The organism is Rhizobium vallis, from assembly GCF_003985155.1.
GTDB classification, from domain to species: domain Bacteria; phylum Pseudomonadota; class Alphaproteobacteria; order Rhizobiales; family Rhizobiaceae; genus Rhizobium; species Rhizobium vallis.
The window spans coordinates 383167-410103 of sequence record NZ_ML133690.1 but is presented as its reverse complement, the minus strand read 5'-3'; the positions used below and the strand labels follow the sequence as shown (position 1 = coordinate 410103).

Sequence of the window (26937 nt, the reverse complement as noted above, 5' to 3'; positions counted from 1 at the left end):
AGGGGAAGTGGGGTTAGGGGTGAGATCATGCGGGGTTATTCCAATAACATCGGCCGCGCCGGCATGGCGTTGGCGCTTGCTTTGCCTTGTTTCGCGTCGTCGGCGATGGCCGATCCCGTGCAGCGTGCAACACCGGTCGCCGGCTCCGTCATCGCCCGCAAGACCGGCGAGGAGGTCCGCTTCATCGACGTGTCCAACTGGCGCGTCGTCGATCTGCACCAGGATCTTTTGACCGGCGACGTGCTGCGCACCAATGCCAACGGCCAGCTCGCCATCGTCTTTTCCGACCACACGCAGGTCCGCCTCGGCCGCAATTCATCGCTGCAGGTGAAGAGGATGGCCACGAGCGGCGATACGGTGCTGGAGCTTCAGTCCGGCACGATCTGGGCGCGCGCCGAGCGCGGCGGCCAGGGCCTGACGGTCGAGACCCCCGCGGCCGCAGCCGCCATCCGCGGCACCGACTGGACGATGACCGTCAAGGGCGCCCAAACCTCGATGATCGTACTCGAAGGCCGCGTCGCGCTCAGCAACCCGCAGGGTAGCGTCGAGGTGAACGAGGGCGAAGGCGCCGTGGCCACCATCGGCCAGGCGCCGCGCAAGGTCGTCATCGTCACGCCCGACGACCGCGAGCAGATGCTCTTCTATCTGACCCTCCGCAACGGCTTTAACTTGATGCCCGCCTCACCGCTGCCGAGCGCGACCATGCGCAGCGAGCGTAGGCGCATCGCCGCTGTGCCGGCGCAAAGCCGCAGTGCTGCGGACTGGCTGACTCTTGCCGAAGTGCAGTTGACGACCGATGGCGCCAAGGATGCGCTCGCTTCCCTCGCCCGCGCCCGCGCCCTGCCGCTATCGGCCGCCCAGCGCGCCCGCGCCGAGCTGATCGAGGCCCTGATCGCCGGCAAGCAGAAGCGTTATGCCGATGCTGCCAAGCTTTTCGCGAAAGCGCTGCCGCATCTTGATCCACAACGCCGCGCCGTCGCAGCCTATGGCGGTTATTATTCGCGTGCGCTCGCCGATCCGCAACGCGTGGAAATCCCACCGGCCGCTGCCGCCATCGGCCCGAATGGCGCCATCGCTAAGGCCTATACCGCTGGCTTCCTGGAGAATATCCCCGCTGCCATCGAGGTACTGAAACAAGCCGAAAAACAATATCCCGGCGATGCGACTCTGCCGGCGCGGCGCGCGCTGCTGGCCCAGCTCATCGACGACCGCGTTCAGATGAAGGAAGCGGTCGAGCGGTCACTTTCTATCGATCCTGGCGATCCCGACGGTCTGCAGGCGCGGGCGCGCTATCGCGCGAGCTATGAAGGCGACACCAAAGGGGCGCTTGCCGATCTCAACCGGTCGCTTGCCGACATGCCGGGCTCGTCAATGAACTGGAACGATCTCGGTCTGCTCCAGTCCGACCGCGACGCCAACGGCGAAGCGGAGGCAGCCTTCCTGAAGGCGATCGAACTCGATCCCGAGGATCCGGTGTCACACGCCAATCTCGCCATTCTCTATCTCGACCAGTCCAGGATGAAGGAAGCCAAGCGCGAGATCGACGCCGCCCTTGCTGTCGATCCCTCCTTCGACCTCGCCCTGCTTGCGCGCGGCCGCTATTACCTCCAGAACGGGGAGACCGACAAAGCGCTTGACGATATGCTGGCCGCCTCGACTGCGAATCCCGGCTATTCAGCGTCGCAGTTGGGGCTCGCCATCGCTCATCTGGAAAAGGGTGACCGCGTTCCCTCCAGCCAGGCGGTCGACAATGCCGACCGGCTCGACAAAAACGATCCCGCCATCTCCGCCTTCCGCACGGCCGTCGATATCGACGACTACGATGCCGATGGCGCAATTCGCAATGCCCAGGAATTCCTGCGCCGTTCGCGGGCGCGCGGCGGAGATTACAGCGCTCTCGGCGCCAACGAGGATGCCGGCTCGACGCTTAACAACGCCTTCCGCCTGCAGGGTCTGGATGCCTGGGGCCGCTATTATGGCGATGCCGTCTTCGATCCCTTCGAAGGCAGCGGCTACATTGACCAGTTTATCAAGGGCAGCATCTTTCCTTTCGTCAACGCAACCAGCTTCAGCGAAGACAATGTCATCCAAAATCGCAGCAATGCGTCGAGCTACTCATCCTTCATCCAAGGCCTGCTGCTCTCTCCGCACATGCTGTCCGGCCGTTCGCGCTCGACAACGTTTTTCGATGTGCCCTTCATCGAAGGCTCGCTCGGCGGCGGCATCAACAGCGTCGACGGCCACACGCGCCGCATCGGTGAAGCGGAAATCCAGGGCTATTCGAATTCGACCATTCCGATCAGCTTCTTTGGTAACCTGAACTGGGAAGAAATTGCCCTTGACGGCGACTATCGCGACTTCGGCGGCTTCTCCAACAACAACAAGATCTTCGGCGGCAACGGCTATTTGACCGCAACGCTGACACCTGACGATCGCGTCGTAAGTTTCATCAATTATGGCAAGACGTATGGGCCGCTGAACGCGCTCACGAAGAGCACCGCTTTGACCGATCGCCTCAATGATGAGCTTTTCATACCGTTGTTGGGCTTTCCTCTGACGACGATGGACCTGCCGCTCTATCGAAACAGATATGACGAGGTGGAAAGAACCAATGCGGGATTAGGCTGGAGCCATACTTTCGCATACAGGAATGTGCTCAATACAGCACTTCTCTATTCCGGCACCAAGGTGAAGACGAACTACGATTTCACCTTCGATGCAGCGGATTTTACCGGCGCCCCCGCGCCGGATTTGTTTCCCTATGCTGAAAGAAGCCAGGAAACCAACTCGAGGACTTATATTGCCGCGATCAGTCACAGCATCGGCGATGACGCGCTGACTTGGCGATATGGCATCGAGGGCGGCTGGTCCGACGCGAACAGCAAGTCTCTTCAGCATCTCGATGTACTCGTACCGGGCTTTGTCGATGAAGCAACCTTCGGCCCATTCGAAGCAAGCAGCCACGTCAACATCGCCCGCGCCTACATCGACGTGCTGCACGAGATCACGCCCGACCTGAAGGGCGAATACGCTCTGTTTGGCACGCGGCTGGAGGGGGACGGAGTCGATGTAAGCCGGTTGGAACCGCGCTTCGGTCTCGCCTGGTCACCGGTTCAAAACCACTGGCTGCGTGCCGCCTTCATGCGTCAAAGCTTTGATACCGGAGTGCCGACCCTTGCCCCGGTCGGCATACTCGGGTTGCAGGCCAACCAGCTTTCCGCCGATCCGCAAGGCTATACGGATACGGTCGCTCTGCAATGGGATGCCGAATGGACCGACCGCCTCTTCACCTCGGTCGAATACCAGCACCAGGAACTGCATGATTTCTCGATCGATCTGCCGCTGATCGCGCTGCCGGCGGTCGACAGCCTGCCGCTGTCGCGCGGCAGCATCGATCGCGCCGCCGTCACCGGCAACGTCGCGCTCGGCAATGGTTTCGGCCTTTCCGCCACCTATGCCTATATGGATTCCGAGAACAAGGACCCGCTGGAGCCGAATTTCGGCGGCAATCTGCCCTATATCCCGAAAAACTCGGGCCAGATCGCCCTGACCTGGGTCAACGAGGCCAAGGTCAAGGCGACGGTGGCGGCCAACTATATCGGCGAGCGTGATGGCGACGATCTCGGAACCAAGCTCGACGATTATTGGAGCCTCGACGCGCACCTGATCTGGGAGCCCTTCGACAAGCGCATCGCGCTCGAAGCGGCCGCCTATAACCTGCTCGACGAGGAATTCGAGATCACGCCCGGCGTGCCCGGCTGGGGCCGCGCTTTCAAGGGCACGCTCAAAGTCCGCTTCTGATGCGCGCTGATGACAACCCAGGGCAGACCGGGCTGAGCGGCGGGCAGACGGGCAGCCGCCGTGTGAGGCTACTGGTGCTGTCGCTTGCCGTGCTGGTCGCTATCTCGCTTCTGTCGCGCCTGCCCGCCTGGTCGCTGCTGGAACTTAGAAGTTTCGACTATCTCTCGACCGTCGACGACCCGCGCCCGCCACCGGGAGGGCCTGTCATCGTCGCGATCGACGAGCCCTCGCTTGCCGATATCAACGCGCAATGGCCCTGGCCACGCAGCCTGCACGCCGAACTCATCACCCAGCTGCGCGCCGCCGGCGCCCGCGTCATCGGCCTCGACATCATCATGGCCGAGCCCTCGAATCCCGGCAACGACGCGGCGATCACCAAGGCCGTCGGCCCCGATATCGTGCTCGCCGGCGACGAAACGCTGATCGAGACGCCGCAGGCCTCGCAGCTGATCCGCGCGACACCGCTGCCGCAGCTCACCGAAGCGGGTGCCGTGACCGGCATCGCCTCGATCGATCTCAGCGGCGACGCCATTTTCCGGCGCATTCCGGGCTATGAGGACGGCTTTGCCGCCATGCTGGCGAAGGCGTCGGGAGCGGCCCACGCATCCTTGCCGGCCGGCCGGCTGATCCAATCCTTCGGCCCGGCCCGCAGCTATCCCACGGTTTCCTATTACCAGGCGCTCGACCCGGAGAATTTGCTGCCGCCTGACTATTTCAAGGACCGCGTCGTGCTGGTCGGCCTCAGCCTGCAGAATGCGCCTGAAATCGACAAGGGCGGCGTCGACGCCTTTGCGACCCCCTATACGGTTCACACCGGCAAGCTCGTCTCCGGCGTCGAGGTCCAGGCGACGATCTACGACAATATCCGCCGCGGCCTGTCGATCGCCGAAGCCCGCCTGCCGACGGTTGCCGCCTGCATTCTGATATCGGTGCTGCTGGCCGCCGCCACCGTCTGGCGCTCGACGGGATGGCTGACGATCGTCACCAGCGCGGCCGCCGTCCTCGCTTTTGCAGCCGTCAGCTTTGCCGGCATCCGGCTTGCCCATATCTTCGTCTCGCCGCTCGGGCCCGTTGTCGCCTATATCTCGGTCGCCTTCGGCCAGGCCGCCTTCGATTATGCCGAGGAGCGCCGCAACAAGCGGCAGATCATCCGCGCCTTTGCCCAATATATCTCGCCCGATCTCGTCCGCCGCCTGTCGAACGATCCCTCGCAGCTGAAGCTCGGCGGCGAGCGGCGCACGCTCTCGGTGCTGTTTTCCGATGTTCGCGGCTTCACCACCATCGCCGAAACCCTGAAGGACGATCCGGAGCAGCTGACCGGCCTGATCAACCGGCTGCTGACGCCGCTCTCCGACGTGGTGATGGATCACGGCGGCACGATCGACAAATATATGGGCGACTGCATCATGGCCTTCTGGAATGCGCCGCTCGACGACCCCGACCACGCGCTCCACGCGGTGCGCGCTTCGCTCGCCATGCAGGCGGCGATATCGAGGCTGAACAGCCAGTTGGAGCGCGAGGCGGCGGCACGCGGCAGCAAGCCGCACGTCTTGAAGATGGGCGTCGGCATCAACACCGGCGAATGCATCGTCGGCAACATGGGCTCGAACCGCCGCTTCGACTATTCCTGCCTCGGCGACAGCGTCAACCTCGCCTCGCGCCTGGAAGGCGCCTCGAAGAATTACGGCGTAGCACTCCTGCTCGGCGAGGAAACCGCAAGGCTGGTCACTGAGACCTATATCGTCGTCGAACTCGACCGCATCATCGTCAAGGGCCGCACCGTCCCCTCGCCCGTCTTCACCGTCGTGCACAAGGCCGACACGCAAGCGCTGGCCGCCCACCAGGCCTTCATCGAGGCGAAATATGCCGGCGCGCTTGCGCCATCCGACGCGACCTTCGAGACGCTCGCGGCTAATATTCCCGAGCTTGCAGGCTATTACGCGCTCGTGCGGGATGCGCTGGCCGCCGACGGCCAGGAATGACGCTGATCCGCAGGCCGGCGCCTCGATAGCGCGAGCATTCGCATCCGTTCCAAAAGCGAGTTGTAATATAAAACCAGTACAGATATCCTATAATTGACTGCATACGCCAATCAGAACTGGGGTGGCTCGGCGGCTGGGGAGAGAGGGCATGGCGAAGCTTGTCTTCGGAATGATGCAGTCCCTGGACGGCTACGTCGACCATATGAATTTTGCGCCAGGCCCCACGCTCTTTCGCCACTTCATCGAGGAGGTTCAGCGGCTGGCCGGCAGCGTCTACGGCCGCCGCATGTATGAGGTCATGCGTTACTGGGACGACGATCATCCCGAATGGGATGCGGAGGAGCGGGCCTTCGCGGCGGCGTGGCAACGCCAGCCGAAATGGGTCGTCTCGCGCACATTGAAATCCGTCGGCCCCAACGCCACGCTCATCGAGGACGACCTTGAGGGCGCGATCCGCGCGCTGAAGACCGAGCGCGACGGAGAGATCGAAGTTGCCGGTCCCGACCTGGCGCGAAGCCTGACCGAACTTGGCCTGGTCGATGAATATCGGCTCTACCTCTGCCCTGTCGTACTTGGCCGCGGCAGGCCATTCTTCGCCGGCCCCCGCCCGCCGCTCCGCCTGACAGCCAGCGATCGGATCGACGAGGACGTGATCAGGCTGACCTACGTTCCTGCTTGATCTCCCGACGCGTGCTTTCAGACCACAGCCACGATGACATGTGCCTGAATTTTGGCGGCAACCTCGCCGATGCCATGTCTTTCCGCAATCCAGGATGCGGCATAGTCGGTCGCGGCCTCCAGTTTCGTCGGGTCCCGGGCTGTGATTTCGTTGCGAAGAAGCGTTCCCTGGCAATAGGCAACGGCTGGAATGCGGGGCTGAGATGCGCGGCTTTGTTCAGCCCTCGTTTCGATCGCCACATGGGAGAAGCCCGCGCTGATGAGTTCTGAGCGGATCAGGTCCTTGTCGTGGTAGCCGTGCGGCGTGCGCGCCAGAAAGCGCGGCGGATCGTTGGGAAAAATCCTGGCGAGAGCATTCGTCACGTCATCGGCAAAGACGTTCTCCTCGATGCGATCCCATACGCTCAGCAAAAATCGCCCTCCCGATTTCAGAACTCGCCTTGCCTCGCGATAGGCAGCCGGGCGGTCGGGAAAGAACATCGCGCCGAACTGGCAGCAAACGAGATCGAAAGCCGCATTTTCAAACGGCAGCGCCAGCGCATCCGCCTGGCGCCACTGGATGCGGCTGTCGGGCGCTTGCCGCAAAGCGGCGTAATCGAGCATCGGCTGGTTGAGATCGGTGACGACATAGCTTGTGCCAGCGGGCAGCCTTGGCGCCAAGGCACGGGTCACGACCCCGGTGCCCGCCGCAGTTTCCAGAACGGCGCCCGGCGAAAAGGACGCCGCCCGCCCTGCAAGATCCGCAGCATAGGGCTCGAAAATCAACGGCACCATATAGCGGTCGTAATTTTCCGGAACCGAGCCGGAAAACACCTTGTCCGTTTCCAACACTGCATCGCCCTCCATGCGCTGATGGCCCGCGAGACTAGCATGGAATTGCTGAGGCGATGTCGTTTTCGAGCAGGAGAGGTCGAGCCAATGCCGCCGCGGCTACTTTCCGCCCATAGCGGACATCGGCCCTCAGATCACATTGACAACTAGATTGTCTTAATGACAATCTAGTTGTCAATGGAGGCTTCGATGGGACGTGAGCAGGATATCAAGGCCATCACAGATCTGATCAGGCCGGTATTTCACGGGCTGTATAAAGCAGCTGAGGAAAATCTGAAGACGAGGTCGTTGTCCGTGCCGCAGCGCGGCATGCTTCAATGTTTGCTCGAGCAGGGTGCACAAACAGTTCCCATGTTGGCCCAGCGCCTTCTTGTCCAGAGGCAGTTCGCGCTTCGATTGGTCAATGAACTGGAGCGCTTGGAGCTGCTTGAGCGGGAGCCAAATCCGTCTCACAAACGATCGGATCGCTTTCGGCTGTCGGAATCGGGCGCGCGGCTGATAGCTGAAGTGCTGGCAATTGAGGCCAACGTGTCTGCACAAGCTTTGAGCCAAAGAAGCGATGAAGAACTCGGCGCGGCCGCAAGGGTTCTCTCCGAGCTCAGGTCCTATTTTAGCGCGGAGGGGTCGCGATGAAGTTGGCTGAAGTGGCGACGGCATCTGGCTCCCGCGGCTGCTGGATTGGCGGCCAGGGCTCGCCCCTGTTACTCATCCACGGCGGCTGGGCCGGAGCCGAAGCTCATTGGAATCAGGTGTGGCTGCACTTGGCAAAGCAGCATACGGTCATTGCCATCGAGCTACCGGGCATATGGCGTGAATTTGAAAAGTCGCTGGCGAGCTACCGCGACTATGCCGGAGCCTGCGCCGACCTCTTGACTGCGCTCGAACTCACCGACGTGACCGTGCTTGGCAATTCATTGGGTGCAAGTGTCGGATGGCAACTCGCGCTCAATCGTCCCGATCTCGTTCGACGCTTGATCATGGTCAACGGTTTACCCCCGTCTCAGCTCCCGATGCGCAAAGTCCTCGGACTTTGGCCTTTCCGTTCACTGGCGCTCAGGAGCCTTGTCGCGAACTTCTATGGTCCTGCGGTATTCAAGACCGCATTCTTCAGTCCGGCCAACATCCCCGAGGCAGTCAGAGTCAATCTCTCGGAATCGGGTAGCGAGATGGCGAAAATCATGTTCCGCCTCCTCTATTCCGTAACGACGACCTCCGGCCGACCATCGTCCAAGATTGACTTTGTCTGGGGCGAACAGGATGGCCTGCCGAACATGAAAATCGCCGATGGCCGCAAATTCTGTTCGGCCCATCCGGGCGCGCGTATGTTCTCCGTTCCGAAGGCCGGGCACTTGCCGCAGGTCGAAAACCCCCGCGCCTTCGCAGCTGTGATTGGCAGGGCGCTTACCGACAATGTGGAAGGGGCAGAACCGGCGCCCCTCGAAGACGCACATCGTCCCGCGTGAGCATGGTGCCGATCTTCTCAGGCGGTTCCCTTAGCGATCCGCTGTCCGCAGCCTCGCAACCTCAGGCGCGACGATTGCGATGAACAACCCGGGATCGCCGAAAGCCCTCGCCGAGAGCATCGCCCCATGAACCGAGGCCATCAGCATCTGCGCCTGCTCTTCCGGCCGCCTGTCCAAGCGGAACAGCTCCTGCTCGACTCCGGCCTGCAGCACCGCGGTTAGCCAGCCCGCGAGATTCTGGAAATGGGCGCGGACGCGCGAGGCGACCTCCTCCGGCAGCATCTGCATCTCGCTTGCGAGCATCGCGCAGACGCAGAAGGGTTGAGAAGCGTTCTCAACGCATGATTGCCAATAGTTGATGTAGAATTGCAGCTGATCGGCAGGGCTTGCGGCCTGCTCGCGCAGGGACTGCAAACCCGCCTCCGCCTGCTTCCTGTAGCGATCCACCAGCATCGAGACCAGCTCGGCCTTGGTGGGAAAGTGATGGTGGATGCTTGCCTTCCGGATGCCGATCGCAGCCGAGATGTCGGCATAGCTAAAGCCGTTATAGCCTCCCGCCACGATGAGAGACTGGGCGATATCGAGGATTTTATCAGAAGTCGAAGCCATTGATTTCATAGCATCGCCTACCTTCTGGTAGGCAGATTGTCAAGCCTGCCCCGCATTTCGCCCTCTCACAAGAAGGTGTTCAGACGCCGCGTTGACTCACGGAGTCAATCTTCCTACTAGTAGGTAGGCAAACAACAAAGGAACCTTCCAATGCAAAGCCATTCTTCAAGCCAGACTAACTGGCTGCGATCCTATTATTTCACGCGCGCCGCATTCTCTCTGATCTGGATTTCCGCCGCCGTTCTCTTGGGGCGTCAGCCCGGCCCCACCGCCTTCCTGCTGGTGATCTACCCCGCCTGGGACGCCTTCGCCAATCTGGTCGACGCCCGGGTCAACGGCGGCCTGAAGGCCAACCCGTCGCAGGCGCTGAATGTCGTGGTCAGCACGATCATGACGCTCGCCGTCGTCATCGCCGTTGGCAACAGCACCTATGCGGTTCTGGCCGTATTCGGAGTTTGGGCGATCTTCTCCGGCCTGTTGCAACTCTATACCGGCGTCAGGCGCTGGCGCCTCTACGGCGCCCAATGGGTGATGATCCTGAGCGGCGCCCAATCGGCTCTTGCCGGCGGCTTCATGATCAGCCAGTCCCTCGCCTCCACAGCGCCGACGATCCTGGACATCGTCCCCTATGCGGGCTTCGGCGCATTCTACTTCCTGCTATCGGCAATCTGGCTCGTCGTCGCAGCCTATCGCAGGGCACAAGCATAGACGCTGTCCGGCCCTGCGGCGGCAAGTTCGAAGCCGCTTGCCGCCGTCGAAAGGCCGGGCGCCGCAATCAGGGATGCCCGAGATTTGCGGAAGACGATCAAGCTCTTTCGCGCTATGAAGAGTGACCGCATATCCCGCCCATCAGACCCTGAGGTCACTCCATGGCTTTGAAAGTCCTTTTCATTGGCGGCACCGGCCAGATCTCCTATCCATGCGTCGAGCGCGCCGTAACCGCGGGCCATCATGTCAGCGTCTTCAATCGCGGCTTGAGAAGCGCACCCCTGCCCGCTGGCGTGACCTCGATCGTCGGCGAACTTGGATCGGCCGCCTATGCCGATCTCGCCAGGGCGAATTATGATGTCGTCTGCCAGTTCATCGCCTTCACGCCGGATCAGGTGGCGCGTGACATCGAGGTCTTCTCGGGCAATTGCGGCCAATACATTTTCATCTCCTCGGCCTCGGTCTACGAAAAGCCCCCGCGTCACTACGTGATCACCGAGGAGACGCCGGCGATCAATCCCTACTGGCCCTACAGCCAGGCCAAGATCGCCTGCGAGGAACTACTGAGGAAACCCGGCAATCTCACATGGACGATCGTCCGCCCCAGCCACACCGTTCGCACCGGCCTGCCGATCATGATGGGTGACAGCGACATCATGGCAAGACGCATGCTGGACGGCGAGCCCACCATCGTCGCGGGCGACGGCCACACGCCCTGGACGCTGACCCGCTCGGTCGATTTCGCCGTGCCCTTCGTCGGGCTTTTCGGCAAGGCGGCGGCGCTCCGCGAGATTTTCCACATCACCTCCGATCGCGCCCACATCTGGGACGATATCCAGAAGACGATCGCAAGATTGTTGGGCGTCGAAGCAAAGATCCTCCACGTCCCGACGGACACGCTGATCAAATACAATCCCGAATGGATCGGCCCCCTCCTCGGCGACAAGGCCTGGACGGCCATTTTCGACAATTCGAAGGTCAAGCGCGTGGCCGGCGACTTCATCTGCGCCGAGAGCCTTGATGAGATCCTCGCCGAGCCGATCATGCATCTCAAGCAGCGCCTGGCGAAGAGCCGTCCGCCGAGAGGTGAACTCGATGCGCTGATCGACAGGATTTGTGCCGCGCAAGGCACTGTTGGTTAGGTTGGTTCGTTGCAGGGGCGTGGCGTCCGCGATCGGTACAAAATTGCCGTGACGCTTCGACCGCTAGCGGCCCTTTGCTGCCGTTCGAGGTCGATCCGAGGAACGTGCGGTATGTGCTAGAATGTGGCCCGAAGACGGAATGCGACAGACGCACTGCGAGGGGCGGTGTGATCGAACCGGAATTCGCACGGCCGAAAGCCGACGTTGTGCTTGCAAGGGGAGACGAGGACGATGCCGACACCACAGCAACCCAGTCTGATAGTTCGACAGAAATCTCCACCCAACATCGAGTTTCCGTTTGCGTCGCTCTCCGATTGGCTGATCCCAACCGGGCAGTTCTTCGTGCGAAACCATTTCCCCTCGCCGGACCTCGATGCGCGAGACTGGAGATTGCGTGTTGGCGGGGCGGTGGAGCGGCCGATCGAACTTGACCTCGACAGCATCAAGGCGATGCGGAGCACGACTTTATCAGCGGTCGTCGAGTGCGCAGGGAACGGGCGCGTCTACTATGTGCCGCCGAGAGAAGGGTTGCAGTGGCAGAACGGAGCCGTCGGCAATGCCGCGTGGACAGGTGTTCTTCTGCGCGAGATTTTGGAACTGGCGGGCGTTAGGCCAACCGCACGTGAGGTTCTGCTCACAGGCGCCGACAGCGGCGTCGTCGACGCGAACAAGAAAACGGCTTCTCCCGGCCCCATCGCTTTTGCGCGCAGTTTACCGCTTGAGAAGGCCATCGCTGACAGCACGATCCTCGCCTATTCGATGAACGAAGAGCCGTTGACGCGCGATCACGGCTACCCGCTACGCGCGGTCGTGGGTGGCTGGTTCGGCATGGCTTGGGTCAAGTGGATCACTGATATCACTGTTGTGGAGCAACCGTTCCTTGGCTACTGGCAGGCGCGCGACTATTTCCGTTGGGAGCGCAGCCTCGGGGAACCCGGGCTGGTCCCCCTTGCGGAGATGGAGGTCAAATCGCAGATCGCGCGTCCCGTACAGGGCGCGCATCTCGTCGTCGGCCAACCGTACCGGATTTTCGGAGCCGCCTGGAGCGGAGAGACTGCTATCCGGCAGGTGCAGGTCTGCACTGGAGATGGCAGGGGCTGGCGCGAGGCAAGGCTCCTCGAAGCAGAACGTCCCTTTGCATGGCGCTTGTGGGAGTACATGTGGACCCCTGAAGACGTGGGGCGACATACATTGCAATGTCGCGCGACCGATGGAGCGGGGCGCGTGCAGCCCGACCTCCAGCGTTCCGACACCGAGAGCTACGCGGCCAATTGGATCATTCCGGTCGAGGTTGCAGTCGTTCCCGAGCCAAAGACGTACGAGGAGGAATTCGTGATCTGATCACCCGCATGGGGCGGAATGGCCTTATGGCGCATTCCGGAAGTGAACGATCTTCCACCTCGTCCTCTTGCGGACTGTTGGGCCTTCTACCGGACGGAGAGGCAAGACGCGGCGGCGGCTTTGACGCCCGTCGAAGCGGTGGGCCTTCTTGCGAGAAGTGATATAGTTCAATTTCGGTCGTTTCACCCTAGACGATACGAGAGAGGAACTATTCCATGGGAGACCAAAAGCATCCGCTGCAACCTGGAGAAGCGGCGCCCGCGTTCGCACTCGCCGCCGCCAACTTCGACGGAACGGTCTCCTTCGCCGACTTGAGCGGTCGCCCGTTCTTGATCGGCTTCTTTCGCGGGCTGTACTGCCCGTTCTGCCGGCGTCAGGTAGAACAGCTTGCCGTCGTACAGCCGACCCTGCGCGCCGCCGGGGTGGAGACCGTGGCTGTTATCAACGCGCCGGTGGAACGCGCCCGCCTGTATTTCCGCCACCGTCCGACGCCGGTAACGCTACTATGCGACCCGGACTGCCAGACGCATCGGGCCTACGGCGTGCCGCATGCCGAGTTCCTGCCCGATGGGAGCAGCGAGCAGCCCGAATGGCCTTATACCGCGACGATGGCGCAGTTCCAGGCGGCACGCATCAACCCCACGGGCGAGCTGTCGCAACCGCTACACCCGATGGAAGGCAACACGATACTCAACGCCAAGGACGGCTTCGAGCTTGATGAAGCCGATCACGCGATCTTCGCAAACCACGCTACCCAGCTCGTCGGGCACTTCCTGGTCGATGCGAACGGCACCATCGGCTGGGCCCAAATCGAGGCGCTGGACGGACCAAACAGCCTCTCCACCTTCCCGACTGCAGCGGAGATCATCGCCGCCGCGGGCGACCTTGGATGCTAACCTGGCCGAGGCTCGTCGGCAATCGGTCCCAAGCAGCCAGCGTCTAGGCATCGGGAAATCGTAGCCGGCCGCCGACGATGGAGGTCGTCCTTTCCCAATAGGCGAAGTGCCGCCGCCTTCATCTGTGCAGCGCTCGGGAATTGTGGCATAACTGGGCCATGGCGATACATGTCTTGGCGGTCCATCGCGACACGGTCGGGACGGAACAGGCGGCGGGCGGTTCGCTTGCAGCTGCCTATTCCGTGGGGGTTTTCTGCTGGCTGCTGTCGGCCGGCGTCTATATCGCCGCCAAATGGGTTTCTTCAGAGATGCCGCCCTGGGCGCTTTGCTTCTGGCGCGTGCTGATCGCCTGGGCGATCCTGATGCCGATCGTGTACCGGCATTTCGGCGCCATGGTCGCACTCGTGCGGGCGCGCGGCCTCGAGCTGCTCGCCATCGGTGGTATGGGGCTTGCGATCTGCCAGGGCCTGATTTTTGTCGGCCTCGAACATGCCGATGCCACGACCGCCGGCATCATCATCGCCCTGATCCCGATCATCACCATGATTCTTGCCCGTTTCATTCTGGCTGAGCCGATGGGACGCTGGCAGGTGATCGGATCGATCCTCGCCTTTCTCGGGATCGTCGTCATCATCGTCAAGGGCAGCCCGGCAGCACTCTTGCGTCTCGACCTCAATCCCGGAGAGCTTTGGATCGTCGCTGGCGCGTTCTGTTTCAGCCTCTATACCGTCCTGCTCCGCCGGGCGAAATTCGATCTGAATCGCCTTGCGCTCCTGGTACTCCTCCTCGGTGCGGCGGTGCTGACGGCGCTGCCCTTCTACCTCTCTGAGCTTGTCTCCGACGAGCGCTCGACGCTGAATGTCAGCGGCCTTATCGCGCTCGGCTATGTCGCGATCCCCGGCGGCGCGGTCATGTACTATCTCTTCAATCGCAGCATCGAGGCCCTGGGAGCGGCGCGGGCGGGCGTGCTGCTTTACATCCAGACGATCTTTATCGCCGTGCTCGCCTACCTGTTCCTCGGCGAACAATTGCAACGCTATCATCTCGAAGGCGCCGCACTCATCGTCGCCGGCCTGCTTCTCATCATCCTGCTGAAGCAAACGGCCGGAGCGGCGGCGACCAAAGCCTGAGGGCGAGCGCAATGGTTTTCCCGGTGACCGCTCGGTGAGGGGCTATCGTGGCATTCTCCAAGGCTCCTCATGCTGAGGTGCGCAGCCCGCAGGGCGGAGCCTCGAAGCACGCGCCGCAGCGCTGCTCCTTGCATTCATCGCACCCGCCTCGCCCTTCGAGGCCCCTTCGGGGCACCTCAGGGTGAGGCTCTCTTGAGCGCTCGCACCTATTCCACACGTCGCGCCTCCACTGGAGCCTCCTGCCTGAAGCCATCGAAATAGCGTCCGCCGTGCAGGGCAAGTTCCCGATCGGCCAGAGCCAGGAACCGCGCACAGTCGCCCGCTGCCGCCAGCCTGAACGCCGCTTCGAATTCGGCTGCCAGCTGCGCGTCGAGCTTGCGCATCAGACGCGGCGCCCATTTGCCGCGGCCGGCCCATGTGCCGCGTCCGAGCAGGATCAGGTCGCCGAGCTTCTGGTAGAGATGTGCTGATATGGCGGCGATCTCTTCGGGCGGGCGCTGACCACGCAGATCGTCGGCAAGATCGGTCACATGATAGCGCAGCACATCATAGGCAGGACCGGCAAGAGGTTCCGGCCCTGCCGCCAGCATTCCTGCTGCCTTTGCCTGGATGGCGCGGGCGCGCTCGATATCCTGCCCGACAATACTGCCCGTCGCCACCATATTGGCCATGATGGGATAGCCGCTGTCTGCATCCGCATGCAGGTAGTGCGCCAGCGTCTGCGGATCGTGGACGAAGGCTTCGACGGGAAAACCCTCCAGCGTGAACGACTCCCGCCACGCCCGTTTGAGAGATGGAAACACGACGACCAGATCGATATCCGAAAACGCGGTCCCCTCGCCGCGCATGATGGAGCCGGAGACATAGGCGAAGGCGGCTCCGGCATAGCGGCTGGCCACACAGCTGCAGGCGGCGGCGAGCGCCCGCTCGGCTAGATGATGCTTCTGGATATCGTCCACGATCTCGTCCTCGAATGCGGGAGACGAGCGGCAACAAAAAACCCGCTCGTTTCCGGCGGGTTGGTGTCTTCTGCAATGAACGGAATTCAGTTCACGCGTCTGCCACCCACCGCCAGGCGGTGGTCGTAGACGACGTGGATACTGCGAAAATCCTGCTCATGGCAGAGACGTTATCGCTCGGCGGCGACATCGTCAACGTGCCAAGGATGCTTCCCCGGCCTGCTGTTTTCCGTCTAAGATGAGCGAAGACTCGATAAGCACAGGAAGGCCCGCCATGCCCCATCCCGCCACCGTCATCCCGCGTCCCGCACCGGTTCTGCTGCCGGTGGAGGGCAGCGACGAGCGCTTTCCGGTGCGCCGCGTCTATTGCGTCGGGCGCAATTATGCCGATCATGCGATCGAGATGGGCCATGATCCCTCTCGCGAGCCGCCCTTCTTCTTCCAGAAGAATGCCGACAACCTGCTGCCGCCGGGCAACGCCTTCCCCTATCCGCCGCTGTCATCAGACGTGCACTACGAGGTCGAATGCGTGCTGGCGCTGAAATCGGGTGGCGCCAACATTCAGGCCGCCGATGCGCTGGACTGCATCTACGGCTATGCCGTCGGCATCGATTTCACCCGCCGCGACCTGCAGGGCGAGGCCAAGAAGCTCGGCCGCCCCTGGGAGCTCGCCAAGGCTTTCGAACATTCCGCCCCAGTCTCGGCGATCGTCCCGGCAAGCCGCCTCGGCCATCCCGCGGAAGGCAGGATCTGGCTGGAGCAGAACGGCAGGCGCGTCCAGGACGGCGACCTCAACCAGATGATCTGGAAAGTGCCTGAAATCATCGCCGAACTCTCGAAGCTCTTCGTGCTGGCGCCCGGCGACGTCATCATGACCGGCACGCCGGCCGGCGTGGGTGCGGTTTCAAGGGGCGATCGCATCACCTGCGGCATCGACGGCATCGCCACGCTGTCGGTCGACGTCGCCTGAGGAGAGAGCCATGCCCGTCTATGCGCTTGCCGGCCTGACGCCGAAACTGCCCGCCCCCGGCCTCCACTGGATCGCGCCTGATGCCCACGTGATCGGCGATATCGAACTCGGCGAGAATGTCGGCATCTGGTTCGGTTCGGTGCTGCGCGGCGATAACGAGAGGATCACCATCGGCGCCGGCACCAACATCCAGGAAGGCGTGATGGCCCATACCGACATGGGCTTTCCGCTGACGACGGGCAAAGGCTGCACCATCGGCCACCACGCCATCCTCCACGGCTGCACGCTCGGCGACAACGTGCTGATCGGCATGGGCGCCACAATCCTGAACGGCGCCAAGATCGGCAACAACTGCCTGGTCGGCGCCAACGCGCTGGTGACGGAGGGCAAGGAATTCCCCGACAATTCCCTGATCGTCGGCGCGCCGGCGCGTGTGGTGCGGGTGCTGGATGAGAAGGCTGTTGAGGGCATCCGCCGTTCGGCGGAAAATTATGTGGCGAACTGGCAGCGGTTTGCTAGGGATCTCAGCGTGATTGGGTGATTAAGTGGATCTTGGGCCGTGGGACACCCCCCTCTGCCCTGCCGGGCATCTCCCCCACAAGGAGGGAGATCGGATGCGGCCTGACCTTCCTGCCCATCTACCGTTTCACCGTACTGTAGGCTGATTGTTTGGCGAAGCCATTGCAACTAGCCGATCTCCCCACCTGTGGGGGAGATGCCCGGCAGGGCAGAGGGGGGTGCCACACGGCACGCCTGTAAAGGAAAGAAGAAAGTATCTCGCTCAAGAGAGCCTTATCCCGGGATGCGCAGGCCAAGTGCCGGAGCCTCGAAGGACGGGGGTGGGTGTGGACACCTCCGGCCGCTTCACCAAATCCCCGGAATCCAGCGCCAGCGCACCCGCTCCATATACGCCTCATACCCCTCCAACCCCTTGCGCAACTCCGCCTCCTCCCCCAGCGTCCGGCCGAAAAGCACAACAACCAGCAGCCCCGCCGGGATCAACGCGTAAAGCGAGCCGAGCGACAGGGCCATGCCGAAGCCGAGCAGGATGGCGGTGGCATATCCGGGATGGCGGATGACGGCGTAGGGGCCGGTGTCGATCACCTTGTGGTCGCGATCGGTCTGGATGCGCACCGTCGGCTCGAAATGCCGGTTGACCGATTGCGCCCAGGTGAGGCCGAGAAAGCCCGCGGTCAACAGGACATAGCCGATGAGCACGACCCAGCCAGGCTGCGGCGCCCAGTGGTACCGGCCGTCGTCGAAGGCGCCGACCGGGAGAATGGCCGCGAAGAGAATGATCGTCAGCGTCGCGACCACCGCATCCCAGGGCTTGGTGCCCTTCTGATACCGGCTGCGCGCCGCAAACAGCTCCGGATTCGTCCGCCATATCCAGATGATCGCGATCACACTCAGCGCGAGGAAGAGGCCGAGGAAGATCCAGCCGCGCGGCCAGTCGAGCGTGCCGGCCGGCCAGAACAGCGCGGCAAACATGATGATGAAGGTGATGGCAAGCGATGCGAGCGATGGCATGGCTGCTTGGCCGGGTCCGGTTTTCCGCTGTGTCATGACCGTTCTCCGCTTTCGCCGATGCGACTCCGCTAGTTGCTGCCGCCCCTGAATCGGCTTGCGTCCTTGCGGACGCACATCGGTCCGAAAATCGCTTCCGATTTTCAGACCGATGCTCCAGCAGCCCCCCGCCGAATTTAGAATGTGAAACGACCGCGACAAGCCGATGGTCACGCGGCAAATGAAAGCCGCCTTACTCGGCTGCCTCCAGAAACTGGCTCTGTCCCGACGACGCGGCAAGCGCGCGAACCCTGGCCTCCGTCTTGGCGATCAGCTGATAGAATTCGTCCTGCGCCTCGACATCCAGCTGAATGACGGCGTTGACGTCATCGGGCGTATCGCAAACACAGGCGACCGCCGAGATAGGACAGATGCCGCCGGGATAACGCTTGCCGGTTCCGGTATAGGCGCGACGGCCCCAGCGCTCGGAATAGACGGTCTCCTCCCGGTCGAGATGGAGGATCGTCCCCTTGCAGGCGGTCACGATGGCCGCCTTGCCATAGGCAAACCAATGATAGTTGAGCTTGCGCAGAATATATTTGCCAGTGATGTCTTCGCCGGCCAGCTCGGCCGGGTTTTCTATCATTCTGATCATGACAGCGCCCTTAACATGCAAGCACTATCCGTTATCTCTACTTGTCTCGCAAGTCGAAAAACGCAGCTTTTGTAGTGACTTAGTCACAAAGTGTTTCCAATTCTTACATCTTGCACGCTGAACGTGGGGCGTCGGACATGCAATTCGTCGTCGAATTTACGGCAATTGCACGTGATTTTGCCTTTTCCGGGAGTGGCCATGTCCCCTTGCGTTTTGCGGCTTCGGCCCGATATTTAAGTCCTGGTCCGCCGTCCACGCCAGCAGGAGAATTACATGGTCGACCCCGTCAACCGCATCTCCTCCACCGCCGCGTCCGAGCCCACCAAGGCCGGCATCAGCACCTCGATCGGCTCGGAACCGGACAATGCCTGGGTTGCCGCCCGCCAGTCCCGGATCACGGCCGATCAGCAGGCGTCGAAGCGGACCGCAGAAACGGACGGCGCAGGCAGTCTCATTCCGCATGCGGATCAGGTCGTCGACGAGGAGGAGCATCCACGAAAGCGGCGGCACGGGCATGCGGGATCGGAAGAAGGCCAAGAAGCCGGCGACGAAGCGGAGCAGCCGACGTTATCTGGTGAAAGCGAGCGGATCGGCACCCGCAATTTCGACGACGACACGCCCTTCGGCGAACGCGTCGTCATCGTCTGATCGAAACGGCATCCCGGTCCAAGCCGTCAACGCCCGCCCGCAAGCTGAGCTTCGATCGCCGCCTTGTCGATGACCGACCGGACCTCGGCGATCTTGCCCTCGCGAAATTCGTAGATGACGTTCTCGGCGAAGGAAAGACGCCTGCCGTTCACATCGAGGCCGAGGAATTTTCCTTTCGGCGTGCAGTCGAAGCCGAGCCGGCAAGCCACGTAAGGCGGATCGGAGACCAGCATCAGCACATTGAAATAAAGATCGGGAATATCATCGAAGTCCCGCTCCAGCATGGCGACATAACCCGAAAGCCCGACCCGCCGGCCGTTGTGAACCGCATCATCGCCGACGAACTGCCCGAGATTGGGCCAGTCCTGCCTGTTCAGGCAAGCAATATAGCCGCGGTATATCTCCGCGAGTTCGGCCTTCGTCATGCGATCGTCCCTGGCTCGGATTCCCGGGGAAGATAGCGCTTGGATCTGCACTTGCCAGCGGCGAGCGGCCGCCTCGGGGCTTTCGGTTCAGGAGAATTCGCCTGCACGGGGACCGGCAAGCGTCACGCGCCAGCCGGTTCGCGATTGGAAGTCTTGAGTGGCCAGAAACGTATAACCCGTCATGCGCCAGAGGCGCACGGCATTGGTCAGATTGTCGAGCACATAATCGCCGCCGTCCGTGCGGGCAATCAGAACGACATGGTTCTGATCGTGCGGTCCGATAACCACGGAAAGCGCCAGCCTGTTTGACGGAAAACCGGCTTCGATCAGGTCCTTCATTTTCTGGAGCGCGTAGTCCTCACAGTCGCCACGACCCGCAACCGGCAGAGACCAGACATCCCTATTTCCGGAAGACGAGCGATCTTCCGCAGGGATGATCCGTCCATTTACAGCGCGATTGACCTTTTGAAGAAGCGCAGTTCCCGCCTGGTCGTTCAGCTGCTGCGCCGCCATCCTGCCGCACAGCCACTTGTACTTGGCACAGGCGGCGGCGAATCCCACCGGCGCGCCGATGCTGCGCGTCACCGGCAGCGACGATCCCGCAACAGCTTGAAAATGCAGGAGAATGAATAAAAAGGCAGCGAGCGAAAAGAGACGCTTCATAGCCGATTCCCTTTATTTGTTACCGGACGATAACACAGGCAGAATAAAAATTTATTAAAATTTTATACTTGCGAATTTAACTGTAATATATGAATGAGACAGATTAACCATAGTCTATCCTTCATGTTAATAAATCATTAGTATAAAAGATCTCCCCATTAAGGGTTAGTTAACCTTGGGAGATGATTGAAATGATCAGCAGAGCAGCGAAATTCAGCCTCGCAGTTGCTTCCCTTCTGGCAAGCAGCAGCTTGGCAACGGCAGCCCCGGCAGTCGTTAATTGCAAGTCCGCAGTTCGCGGCACACTCGAATACAGACTGTGCATGCCGACCAGATCAATTCAGGCCGACAGCAAGTTCAGCCCGAACGATAAGGATCGCAGCAACGAAGACGTCGGCGGCGGCAAGAAGACCTCCAGCACCGGCTCGGTCGCCAGCAACGGGACCAGTGGCAGCAACGGTAATAGCAGCGACGCTGGAGACAACGGCGGAAAAGACGACCCGGGCAAGGGTGGCAATGACGGCCCCGGCAAGGGCGACAACGACGGCCACGGTAAGGGGGACAACGACGGCCACGGCAAGGGCGACAATGGCGACCACGGCAAGGGCGACAACGACGGCCACGGCAAGGGCGACAATGGCGACCACGGCAAGGGTGACAACGACGGCCACGGCAAGGGTGACAACGACGGCCACGGCAAGGGCGACAACGACGGCCACGGCAAGGGTGACAACGACGGCCACGGTAAGGGTGACAACGACGGCCACGGCAAGGGCGACAATGGCGACCACGGCAAGGGCGACAATGGCGACCACGGCAAGGGCGACAATGGCGACCACGGCAAGGGCGACAACGACGGCCACGGCAAGGGCGACAATGGCGACCACGGCAAGGGCGACAATGGCGGCCACGGCAAGAGCGACAACGGCGACCACGGCAAGAGCGACAACGGCGACCACGGCAAGAGCGACAACGGCGGCCAGGGCAAGAGTGACAACGGCGGCGGCCAGGGCAAGAGTGACAACGGCGGCGGCCAGGGCAAGAGCGACAACGGCGGCGGCCAGGGCAAGAGCGACAACGGCGGCGGCCAGGGCAAGAGCGACAACGGCGGCGGCCAGGGCAAGAGCGACAACGGCGGCGGCCAGGGCAAGAGTGACAACGGCGGCGGTCAGGGCAAGAGCGACAACGGCGGCGGCCAGGGCAAGAGCGACAACGGCGGCGGCCAGGGCAAGAGCGACAACGGCGGCGGCCAGGACAAGAGCGACAACGGCGGCGGCCAGGACAAGAGCGACAACGGCGGCGGTCAGGGCAAGAGCGACAACGGCGGCGGTCAGGGCAAGAGCGACAACGGCGGCGGCCAAGGCAAGAGCGACAATGGCGGTGGCCAGGGCGAGGGCGACAACGGCGGCAAGGGCAAGGGCGGCAACAAGGGCTGACCTAATGCCAGCCGGGATTAAACTCGACCAGCGAAAGAATGCAAAGAAGAGGCCGGTTTCCGGCCTCTTCTTTTGTCACGTTGAGTTTCCGTCGACTCCACCACTTTCAGGAAGATAAGTGGCTGGATTCCCGCGACAAGCATCGCAATGAGGAAGGTGAAACGACCTCATTCCGGCCCGCGCGTCTTACGCCGCGCAGGCCTCGCACAATCCGCGGATCTCGATCGTCGTCTTCTCCGGCTTGAACTTCTGCCCGCGCACCCAGGCCATCAGGCGGTGGTCGACCTCGTGGTCGTGGAATTCCATCACCTGGCCGCAGCTTTCGCAAATGGCGAAGGCGACGATGCCATGGCTGTGGCAATCGTCGCCGGGATGGGCGCAGGCGACGAAGGAGTTGATGCTTTCGAGCCGGTGCACGACGCCGTATTCGAGCAACTTTTCCAGCGCCCGGTAGACCTGCAGTGGCGCGCGGAAACCATGGTCGCGCAGCTTGTCGAGGATGGTGTAGGCGCTGAGCGGGCCTTCGGCCTTTTCCAGCACGTCGAAGACCAGCGACTGGTTCTTGGTGAGTTGTGGTGTTGTCATGAGCCTTGTCCTTGCGTAACCGCGCGGTGGCGCCTGGGAAGCAGGCTGAGAATGAAGAGGATCAGCGCTGCGACCACGATCGAGGGGCCTGACGGCGTATCATAGGTGAGCGAGCCGAACAGCCCGCCGACGACGGCCGCCGCCCCGATCAGCGAGGCAAGCACCGCCATGATCTCCGGCGTGACCGAGAAGCGGCGCGCCGCTGCCGCCGGGATGATCAGCAGCGAGGTGATCAGCATGATGCCGACGATCTTCATGGCGATCGCGATGACGACGGCCATCAGCAGCATGAAGAAGAACCGCGCCCGCTCCGGTCTCAGCCCCTCGGCCTCGGCAAGCTCGGCATTGACGGTTGCCGCAAGCAGCGGCCGCCAGAGCCAGGCGAGCGCGGCGAGCACGAAGAGCCCGCCGCCCCAGATCAGCGCGATATCAGATGTGGAAACGGCGAGGATATCGCCGAACAGGAAGGCGATGAGATCGATCCTGACCCAGCTCATGAAGGCGACCATAACGAGGCCGATCGCGAGTGTCGCATGCGAGAGGATGCCGAGCAGCGCATCGGCCGACAGCGCCTGGCGCTTCTGCAGGAAGAGCAGCAGCACCGACACCAGGGCGGCGACGGCAAAGACCGCCAGCGTCAGGTTGAGCTCAAAGAGCAGCGACAGCGCAACGCCGAGCAGTGCGGAATGGGCGATCGTATCGCCGAAATAAGCCATGCGCCGCCAGATGATGAAACAGCCGAGCGGCCCTGTTGTCAGCGCCAGCCCGACGCCGGCAAGGATGGCCCGCACGAAGAAATCGTCAAGCATGGCGGCCCTCCCCGCTGCGGGAATGGGCGTGTTCATGCGCATGATCATGCGCGTGCTGATCGTGATCAGCATGGGCGTGGTCGTGTGCATGACCGTCGCCGTGAGCGTGGTCATGATCATGTCCGTGCTCATGCGGGGCATGCGCGTGCTCATGGGCACCATGAGCGTGGTGCCCGTCCTCCGGATAGCAATGATCCGTCACAGTGCCGTCGGCGTGGCGCACGCGCCCATCCGGCAGATGCGTATGATCGTGGTGATGGCTGTAGACGGCGAGCGTCTGCGCGGCGCGGCTGCCGAACAGGCGCACATATTCCGGGCTGCGGCTGACGGCTTCGGGCGTGCCGCGGCAGCAGACATGGCCGTTCAGGCAGATCACCGTATCGGTCTCGGCCATGACGACGTGAAGATCGTGCGAGATCAGAAGAATGCCGCAGCCGGTCAAATTGCGGATCGATTTGATGAGGTCGTAGAGCGCGATCTCGCCGGAGAAATCCACCCCCTGCACCGGCTCGTCGAGCACCAGCAGGTCGGGCTTGCGGGCAATGGCGCGCGCCATCAGCGCCCGCTGGAATTCGCCGCCGGAGAGATGCTGCACCTCGGCGCCGATCATATGGGCGATGCCGGCGGCTTCGAGTGCCTCCTGCATATCGCGCTCCGGCAGCGGGCCGGTCAGCGTCATCAGCCGGCGCACCGTCAGCGGCAGCGTCCAGTCGATCGAAAGCTTCTGGGGGACATAGCCGACCTTGAGGCCCGTCTTGCGCTCCACCCTGCCCTCGTCGGGCTTCAGCACACCGATCGCCGCCTTGGCACTCGTCGATTTGCCGGAGCCGTTCGGCCCGATCAGCGTGACGATCTCGCCGCGCGAGACGGAAAATTCGACGCCGCGCACCAGCCAGCGGCCATTGCGGAGAACGCCGACATTCTCGAGCGAAACCAGCGGTTCGGCCCTGATACCAGCGGTGGCATTTGCGGGAGAGAGCATCAAATTTTCCGAAAGTGCTGTTGCGTCCTGCTATCGCACACGTTATAGCATAACGCAATTGATGTAATAACATAACGTTTGCAATTCAAGCGGAGCCTATGATGAAACGCGCCCTGGGGCCTGCCCTGAAAACCCTGGCCCTTCGAATTCCGGCCGTTCTCGCCATGCCGGCCCTTACCATCCCCGCCCTCCTCTTTGCCGGCACCATGCGGGCGGCAGACGCGCCCGTCGTCGTCACCTCGATCAAGCCGATCCATTCGCTGGTCTCGGCGATCATGCAGGGCGTCGGCGAACCAGAGCTTATCGTCGATGGCGCTGCCTCTCCGCACACCTACAATATGAAGCCTTCGAACGCGCGGGCCCTGCAGCAGGCCAAGGTCGTCTTCTGGGTCGGCCCCGGCCTCGAAGCCTTTCTCCAAAAGCCGCTTGAGGCGCTGGGCACAAATGCCAGCATCGCCGAGCTCGACAATGCGCCGGGCCTCGTCAAGCTGCCCTTCCGCGAAGGCGGCGCTTTCGAGCCGCATGACGACGGAGACGAGCACGAGGAGGCTGACGCCGCCCATGGCGCCGGGGCTGATCACGACCACGAGCACGGTGGCTTCGACACGCATCTCTGGCTCGACCCGATGAATGCGAAAGCCATGGCCGCGATGATCACCACGACGCTGGTTGCCGCCGACCCCGCCAATGCGCTGACCTATCAGGGCAATGCCAAGGCGCTGGATGACAAGCTGGATGCGCTGGACAAGGAGATCGCCGCCGCCGTCGCCCCGGTCAAGGACAAGCCCTTCATCGTCTTCCACGATGCCTACCAGTATTTCGAGCACCGCTACGCCATCCGCGTCGCCGGCTCCATCACCGTCAGCCCGGAAACCATTCCCGGCGCCGAGCGCGTTTCGCAAATCCACCGCAAGGTCGGCGAACTCGGCGCCACTTGCGTCTTTGCCGAGCCTCAATTCGAGCCGCGCCTGATCGATGTTGTCATCGAAGGCACCCGCGCCAAATCAGGCGTGCTGGATCCGGAAGCGGCGACGCTGAAGGCCGGTCCCGATCTCTACTTCACCCTCATGCGCGGCATCGCCGACAGCATGAAGGATTGCCTCTCCAACGCGTGACCCCTCACGCCGGCTGTGTGCGTCCGACCGGACGCGCAGAGCTTGGGAGAGCCGAGGCGGAAGAAGGCGGCGACACCCCCGTTCCGCCTTTTTTCGTTTCCATTGAAGTAATGATATAACATTAAGAGAGGTAATCGATGAATATCAGGCAGAAAGACAACAGACTTCCGGTCACGGTGCTTTCAGGCTTTCTCGGCGCCGGCAAGACGACCCTGCTCAACCATGTGCTCGCCAATCGCGAGGGTCTGCGCGTCGCCGTCATCGTGAACGACATGAGCGAGGTGAATATCGACGCCAGCCTGGTGCGCGACGGCGGCGCCAATCTCTCCCGCACCGAGGAGCAACTGGTGGAGATGACCAATGGCTGCATCTGCTGCACGTTGCGCGATGACCTGTTGAAGGAGGTCCGCCAGCTCGCCGATCAGGGTCGCTTCGACTACCTGCTGATCGAATCCACCGGCATCGCCGAGCCCCTGCCCGTCGCCACCACCTTCGAATTCCGCGATGAGAACGGTCAAAGCCTTTCCGACGTCGCAAGGCTCGACACCATGGTGACGGTCGTCGACGCCGCCAACCTGCTTGCCGATTACGCCTCGGCCGATTTCCTCGCCGATCGCGGCGAAACGGCGGGCGACGGCGACAACAGGACAATAGTGGACCTGCTGGTCGAGCAGATCGAATTTTCCGATGTCGTGGTGCTGAACAAGATCGGCACGGCAAGTGATGAACAGCGCGACGCAGCGCGGAAAATCATCGTCGGCCTCAATCCGGATGCCAGGTTGATCGAGTCGAATTTCGGCAAGGTGGCGCTGAAGGAAGTGCTCGGCACTGGCCGTTTCGATATATCAAAGGCCGAGACCCATCCGCTCTGGTACAAGGAGCTCCACGGCTTCCGCGACCACGTGCCGGAAACCGAGGAATACGGCATCCGCTCCTTCGTCTACCGCGAGAAGCGGCCCTTCCATCCGGTCAGGCTGCAGGCCTTTCTCGACAGAAGCTGGCCGGGCGTGGTGCGCGCCAAAGGCTTCTTCTGGCTGGCGACCCGCCCGCACCATGTCGGCGAGATCAGCCATGCCGGCGCGATCGTGCGCACCGGCAAGATGGGCCTGTGGTGGGCGGCCGTGCCGCGCGAGCAATGGCCGCAAGAGCCCGGCTTCCTCAGCGCGCTTAGCCCCTATCTCGATCCCGTCTGGGGCGACCGCCGCCAGGAAATCGTCTTCATTGGCGCCGACCCGATGGACGAGGCCTGGATCAGGAAGGAACTCGACGCATGCCTGGTGGAAAGCGATGCGTTTACGCCGGAGCGCTGGCGCAATTTGCCCGATCCTTTCGTGAGCTGGAACAGGCAGGCGGCATGAAGGCGCCGGCGATCAAGTCTTACCGCTGTGTCTGCGCGGAGTGCGATCCCTTGCCGCCGATCGAGGGCTTGCATCCGCTGACACATGAGACTGTGGATGAGACGCCGCACAAGGCCAAGGGATTGCTCGGCGTCATTGCTGAGCGGGTGATGCCATCACGGCGGCAGGATTGATAGGGCAGATGGTGACCCGGAACGGTCGGATGCGATGCCCAGGAAGTACATCATAATTTCCCTTCCTCTGCC

General features: G+C 62.3%; 27 protein-coding genes. 17 read left to right on the top strand and 10 right to left on the bottom strand.

Annotated elements, in window-relative coordinates; genetic code table 11:
- The first annotated feature begins 27 nt into the window (after positions 1–27).
- The 3 genes from EFQ99_RS17525 to EFQ99_RS17515 all read left to right on the top strand — a co-directional run bounded on the left by EFQ99_RS17525 (position 28) and on the right by EFQ99_RS17515 (position 6462).
- A complete protein-coding gene (locus tag EFQ99_RS17525) occupies positions 28–3801 on the top strand; it encodes a FecR domain-containing protein (RefSeq protein ID WP_126922261.1) in 3774 nt (1257 codons plus the stop codon).
- Entirely contained in the window at positions 3801–5783 is a 1983-nt protein-coding gene (locus EFQ99_RS17520) for an adenylate/guanylate cyclase domain-containing protein (RefSeq protein WP_126922260.1), read from the top strand. The genes EFQ99_RS17525 and EFQ99_RS17520 overlap by 1 nt, the downstream gene beginning before the upstream one ends.
- A 148-nt stretch (positions 5784–5931) precedes the next feature.
- Positions 5932–6462, top strand: coding sequence for a dihydrofolate reductase family protein (locus EFQ99_RS17515; RefSeq protein WP_126922259.1), 531 nt, complete (start codon positions 5932–5934; stop codon positions 6460–6462).
- A gap of 17 nt (positions 6463–6479) precedes the next feature.
- On the opposite strand, the gene EFQ99_RS17510 is transcribed toward EFQ99_RS17515, so the two are convergent.
- A complete protein-coding gene (locus tag EFQ99_RS17510) occupies positions 6480–7292 on the bottom strand; it encodes a class I SAM-dependent methyltransferase (protein ID WP_126922258.1) in 813 nt (270 codons plus the stop codon).
- 189 nt (positions 7293–7481) lie between these two features.
- Here EFQ99_RS17510 and EFQ99_RS17505 point away from each other — a divergent pair, with 189 nt between their 5' ends.
- Positions 7482–7925 (top strand): MarR family winged helix-turn-helix transcriptional regulator, encoded by a 444-nt coding sequence (locus EFQ99_RS17505; RefSeq protein WP_164736391.1) that lies wholly within the window; start codon positions 7482–7484, stop codon positions 7923–7925.
- The gene (locus tag EFQ99_RS17500) at positions 7922–8755 is read left to right on the top strand and encodes an alpha/beta fold hydrolase (protein ID WP_126922256.1); all 834 of its coding nucleotides are present in this window, start codon (positions 7922–7924) and stop codon (positions 8753–8755) included. The genes EFQ99_RS17505 and EFQ99_RS17500 overlap by 4 nt, the downstream gene beginning before the upstream one ends.
- A 30-nt stretch (positions 8756–8785) precedes the next feature.
- On the opposite strand, the gene EFQ99_RS17495 is transcribed toward EFQ99_RS17500, so the two are convergent.
- On the bottom strand, positions 8786–9373 hold the full coding sequence (locus EFQ99_RS17495; RefSeq protein ID WP_126922255.1) for a TetR/AcrR family transcriptional regulator: 588 nt from the start codon (positions 9371–9373) through the stop codon (positions 8786–8788).
- A gap of 141 nt (positions 9374–9514) precedes the next feature.
- Here EFQ99_RS17495 and EFQ99_RS17490 point away from each other — a divergent pair, with 141 nt between their 5' ends.
- From EFQ99_RS17490 to EFQ99_RS17470, 5 genes are all read left to right on the top strand, one after another.
- Positions 9515–10072 carry a DUF308 domain-containing protein gene (locus EFQ99_RS17490; protein WP_126922254.1) on the top strand — a complete coding sequence of 186 codons (558 nt, stop codon included), beginning with the start codon at positions 9515–9517 and terminating at the stop codon, positions 10070–10072.
- A gap of 161 nt (positions 10073–10233) precedes the next feature.
- On the top strand, positions 10234–11214 hold the full coding sequence (locus EFQ99_RS17485; RefSeq protein WP_126922253.1) for an SDR family oxidoreductase: 981 nt from the start codon (positions 10234–10236) through the stop codon (positions 11212–11214).
- Between the two features lie 231 nt (positions 11215–11445).
- Complete coding sequence (locus EFQ99_RS17480; RefSeq protein ID WP_126922252.1) at positions 11446–12555, top strand: sulfite oxidase; 1110 nt, start codon at positions 11446–11448, stop codon at positions 12553–12555.
- Between the two features lie 215 nt (positions 12556–12770).
- Positions 12771–13451: a redoxin domain-containing protein gene (locus EFQ99_RS17475; RefSeq protein WP_126922251.1), complete on the top strand. Its 681-nt coding sequence runs from the start codon at positions 12771–12773 to the stop codon at positions 13449–13451.
- Between the two features lie 158 nt (positions 13452–13609).
- Positions 13610–14581, top strand: coding sequence for a DMT family transporter (locus tag EFQ99_RS17470; protein ID WP_126922250.1), 972 nt, complete (start codon positions 13610–13612; stop codon positions 14579–14581).
- A gap of 206 nt (positions 14582–14787) precedes the next feature.
- Here EFQ99_RS17470 and EFQ99_RS17465 read toward each other — a convergent pair whose 3' ends face one another.
- Positions 14788–15540: a nucleotidyltransferase domain-containing protein gene (locus EFQ99_RS17465; RefSeq protein ID WP_126922249.1), complete on the bottom strand. Its 753-nt coding sequence runs from the start codon at positions 15538–15540 to the stop codon at positions 14788–14790.
- Between the two features lie 274 nt (positions 15541–15814).
- Here EFQ99_RS17465 and EFQ99_RS17460 point away from each other — a divergent pair, with 274 nt between their 5' ends.
- Together EFQ99_RS17460 and EFQ99_RS17455 are read left to right on the top strand one after the other, a co-directional pair.
- Positions 15815–16510, top strand: coding sequence for a fumarylacetoacetate hydrolase family protein (locus EFQ99_RS17460; protein WP_126922248.1), 696 nt, complete (start codon positions 15815–15817; stop codon positions 16508–16510).
- Between the two features lie 10 nt (positions 16511–16520).
- Complete coding sequence (locus EFQ99_RS17455; protein WP_126922247.1) at positions 16521–17051, top strand: gamma carbonic anhydrase family protein; 531 nt, start codon at positions 16521–16523, stop codon at positions 17049–17051.
- A gap of 323 nt (positions 17052–17374) precedes the next feature.
- Here the strand turns inward: EFQ99_RS17455 and EFQ99_RS17450 are convergent, their stop codons facing one another.
- Both EFQ99_RS17450 and EFQ99_RS17445 read right to left on the bottom strand, forming a co-directional pair.
- Entirely contained in the window at positions 17375–18076 is a 702-nt protein-coding gene (locus EFQ99_RS17450) for a methyltransferase family protein (RefSeq protein ID WP_126922246.1), read from the bottom strand.
- Positions 18077–18269: 193 nt separating this feature from the next.
- Positions 18270–18671: a hypothetical protein gene (locus tag EFQ99_RS17445; RefSeq protein WP_126922245.1), complete on the bottom strand. Its 402-nt coding sequence runs from the start codon at positions 18669–18671 to the stop codon at positions 18270–18272.
- Between the two features lie 273 nt (positions 18672–18944).
- Between EFQ99_RS17445 and EFQ99_RS17440 the strand changes: the two genes are divergently transcribed.
- On the top strand, positions 18945–19319 hold the full coding sequence (locus EFQ99_RS17440) for a hypothetical protein (RefSeq protein ID WP_126922244.1): 375 nt from the start codon (positions 18945–18947) through the stop codon (positions 19317–19319).
- A gap of 26 nt (positions 19320–19345) precedes the next feature.
- Here EFQ99_RS17440 and EFQ99_RS17435 read toward each other — a convergent pair whose 3' ends face one another.
- Positions 19346–19744, bottom strand: a complete 399-nt coding sequence (locus tag EFQ99_RS17435; protein ID WP_126922243.1) for an ester cyclase — start codon at positions 19742–19744, stop codon at positions 19346–19348.
- A gap of 87 nt (positions 19745–19831) precedes the next feature.
- Positions 19832–20407, bottom strand: coding sequence for a transglutaminase-like cysteine peptidase (locus EFQ99_RS17430; RefSeq protein WP_126922242.1), 576 nt, complete (start codon positions 20405–20407; stop codon positions 19832–19834).
- Between the two features lie 191 nt (positions 20408–20598).
- Here EFQ99_RS17430 and EFQ99_RS17425 point away from each other — a divergent pair, with 191 nt between their 5' ends.
- Positions 20599–21843, top strand: a complete 1245-nt coding sequence (locus EFQ99_RS17425; protein WP_126922241.1) for a serine-rich family protein — start codon at positions 20599–20601, stop codon at positions 21841–21843.
- Between the two features lie 186 nt (positions 21844–22029).
- On the opposite strand, the gene EFQ99_RS17420 is transcribed toward EFQ99_RS17425, so the two are convergent.
- From EFQ99_RS17420 to znuC, 3 genes are read right to left on the bottom strand one after another with little or no spacing between them, the layout of a single operon-like run.
- The gene (locus tag EFQ99_RS17420; RefSeq protein WP_085737688.1) at positions 22030–22428 is read right to left on the bottom strand and encodes a Fur family transcriptional regulator; all 399 of its coding nucleotides are present in this window, start codon (positions 22426–22428) and stop codon (positions 22030–22032) included.
- The gene (gene znuB, locus EFQ99_RS17415) at positions 22425–23237 is read right to left on the bottom strand and encodes a zinc ABC transporter permease subunit ZnuB (protein WP_126922240.1); all 813 of its coding nucleotides are present in this window, start codon (positions 23235–23237) and stop codon (positions 22425–22427) included. Before znuB ends, EFQ99_RS17420 begins: the two co-directional genes overlap by 4 nt.
- Positions 23230–24219, bottom strand: a complete 990-nt coding sequence (gene znuC / locus EFQ99_RS17410) for a zinc ABC transporter ATP-binding protein ZnuC (RefSeq protein WP_126922239.1) — start codon at positions 24217–24219, stop codon at positions 23230–23232. The genes znuB and znuC overlap by 8 nt, the downstream gene beginning before the upstream one ends.
- Before the next feature lie 101 nt (positions 24220–24320).
- On the opposite strand from znuC, the gene EFQ99_RS17405 reads away from it, so the two are divergent.
- The 3 genes from EFQ99_RS17405 (at position 24321) to EFQ99_RS35065 (ending at position 26865) form a co-directional block, all read left to right on the top strand.
- Positions 24321–25334 (top strand): zinc ABC transporter substrate-binding protein, encoded by a 1014-nt coding sequence (locus EFQ99_RS17405; protein WP_126922238.1) that lies wholly within the window; start codon positions 24321–24323, stop codon positions 25332–25334.
- A 137-nt stretch (positions 25335–25471) separates the two neighbouring features.
- Complete coding sequence (zigA, locus tag EFQ99_RS17400; RefSeq protein WP_126922237.1) at positions 25472–26692, top strand: zinc metallochaperone GTPase ZigA; 1221 nt, start codon at positions 25472–25474, stop codon at positions 26690–26692.
- Positions 26689–26865: a hypothetical protein gene (locus tag EFQ99_RS35065; protein WP_164736390.1), complete on the top strand. Its 177-nt coding sequence runs from the start codon at positions 26689–26691 to the stop codon at positions 26863–26865. The genes zigA and EFQ99_RS35065 overlap by 4 nt, the downstream gene beginning before the upstream one ends.
- Positions 26866–26937 lie beyond the last annotated feature (72 nt).

What these genes read in the sequence shown, in the direction of transcription:
- EFQ99_RS17525 (WP_126922261.1), top strand. Translation starts at nt 28, where the DNA reads ATGCGGGGTTATTCCAATAACATCGGCCGCGCCGGCATGGCGTTGGCG.
- EFQ99_RS17520 (WP_126922260.1), top strand. Translation starts at nt 3,801, where the DNA reads ATGCGCGCTGATGACAACCCAGGGCAGACCGGGCTGAGCGGCGGGCAG.
- EFQ99_RS17515 (WP_126922259.1), top strand. Translation starts at nt 5,932, where the DNA reads ATGGCGAAGCTTGTCTTCGGAATGATGCAGTCCCTGGACGGCTACGTC.
- EFQ99_RS17505 (WP_164736391.1), top strand. Translation starts at nt 7,482, where the DNA reads ATGGGACGTGAGCAGGATATCAAGGCCATCACAGATCTGATCAGGCCG.
- EFQ99_RS17500 (WP_126922256.1), top strand. Translation starts at nt 7,922, where the DNA reads ATGAAGTTGGCTGAAGTGGCGACGGCATCTGGCTCCCGCGGCTGCTGG.
- EFQ99_RS17495 (WP_126922255.1), bottom strand. Translation starts at nt 9,373, where the DNA reads ATGAAATCAATGGCTTCGACTTCTGATAAAATCCTCGATATCGCCCAG.
- EFQ99_RS17490 (WP_126922254.1), top strand. Translation starts at nt 9,515, where the DNA reads ATGCAAAGCCATTCTTCAAGCCAGACTAACTGGCTGCGATCCTATTAT.
- EFQ99_RS17485 (WP_126922253.1), top strand. Translation starts at nt 10,234, where the DNA reads ATGGCTTTGAAAGTCCTTTTCATTGGCGGCACCGGCCAGATCTCCTAT.
- EFQ99_RS17480 (WP_126922252.1), top strand. Translation starts at nt 11,446, where the DNA reads ATGCCGACACCACAGCAACCCAGTCTGATAGTTCGACAGAAATCTCCA.
- EFQ99_RS17475 (WP_126922251.1), top strand. Translation starts at nt 12,771, where the DNA reads ATGGGAGACCAAAAGCATCCGCTGCAACCTGGAGAAGCGGCGCCCGCG.
- EFQ99_RS17470 (WP_126922250.1), top strand. Translation starts at nt 13,610, where the DNA reads ATGGCGATACATGTCTTGGCGGTCCATCGCGACACGGTCGGGACGGAA.
- EFQ99_RS17460 (WP_126922248.1), top strand. Translation starts at nt 15,815, where the DNA reads ATGCCCCATCCCGCCACCGTCATCCCGCGTCCCGCACCGGTTCTGCTG.
- EFQ99_RS17455 (WP_126922247.1), top strand. Translation starts at nt 16,521, where the DNA reads ATGCCCGTCTATGCGCTTGCCGGCCTGACGCCGAAACTGCCCGCCCCC.
- EFQ99_RS17450 (WP_126922246.1), bottom strand. Translation starts at nt 18,076, where the DNA reads ATGACACAGCGGAAAACCGGACCCGGCCAAGCAGCCATGCCATCGCTC.
- EFQ99_RS17445 (WP_126922245.1), bottom strand. Translation starts at nt 18,671, where the DNA reads ATGATCAGAATGATAGAAAACCCGGCCGAGCTGGCCGGCGAAGACATC.
- EFQ99_RS17440 (WP_126922244.1), top strand. Translation starts at nt 18,945, where the DNA reads ATGGTCGACCCCGTCAACCGCATCTCCTCCACCGCCGCGTCCGAGCCC.
- EFQ99_RS17435 (WP_126922243.1), bottom strand. Translation starts at nt 19,744, where the DNA reads ATGACGAAGGCCGAACTCGCGGAGATATACCGCGGCTATATTGCTTGC.
- EFQ99_RS17430 (WP_126922242.1), bottom strand. Translation starts at nt 20,407, where the DNA reads ATGAAGCGTCTCTTTTCGCTCGCTGCCTTTTTATTCATTCTCCTGCAT.
- EFQ99_RS17425 (WP_126922241.1), top strand. Translation starts at nt 20,599, where the DNA reads ATGATCAGCAGAGCAGCGAAATTCAGCCTCGCAGTTGCTTCCCTTCTG.
- EFQ99_RS17420 (WP_085737688.1), bottom strand. Translation starts at nt 22,428, where the DNA reads ATGACAACACCACAACTCACCAAGAACCAGTCGCTGGTCTTCGACGTG.
- znuB (WP_126922240.1), bottom strand. Translation starts at nt 23,237, where the DNA reads ATGCTTGACGATTTCTTCGTGCGGGCCATCCTTGCCGGCGTCGGGCTG.
- znuC (WP_126922239.1), bottom strand. Translation starts at nt 24,219, where the DNA reads ATGCTCTCTCCCGCAAATGCCACCGCTGGTATCAGGGCCGAACCGCTG.
- EFQ99_RS17405 (WP_126922238.1), top strand. Translation starts at nt 24,321, where the DNA reads ATGAAACGCGCCCTGGGGCCTGCCCTGAAAACCCTGGCCCTTCGAATT.
- zigA (WP_126922237.1), top strand. Translation starts at nt 25,472, where the DNA reads ATGAATATCAGGCAGAAAGACAACAGACTTCCGGTCACGGTGCTTTCA.
- EFQ99_RS35065 (WP_164736390.1), top strand. Translation starts at nt 26,689, where the DNA reads ATGAAGGCGCCGGCGATCAAGTCTTACCGCTGTGTCTGCGCGGAGTGC.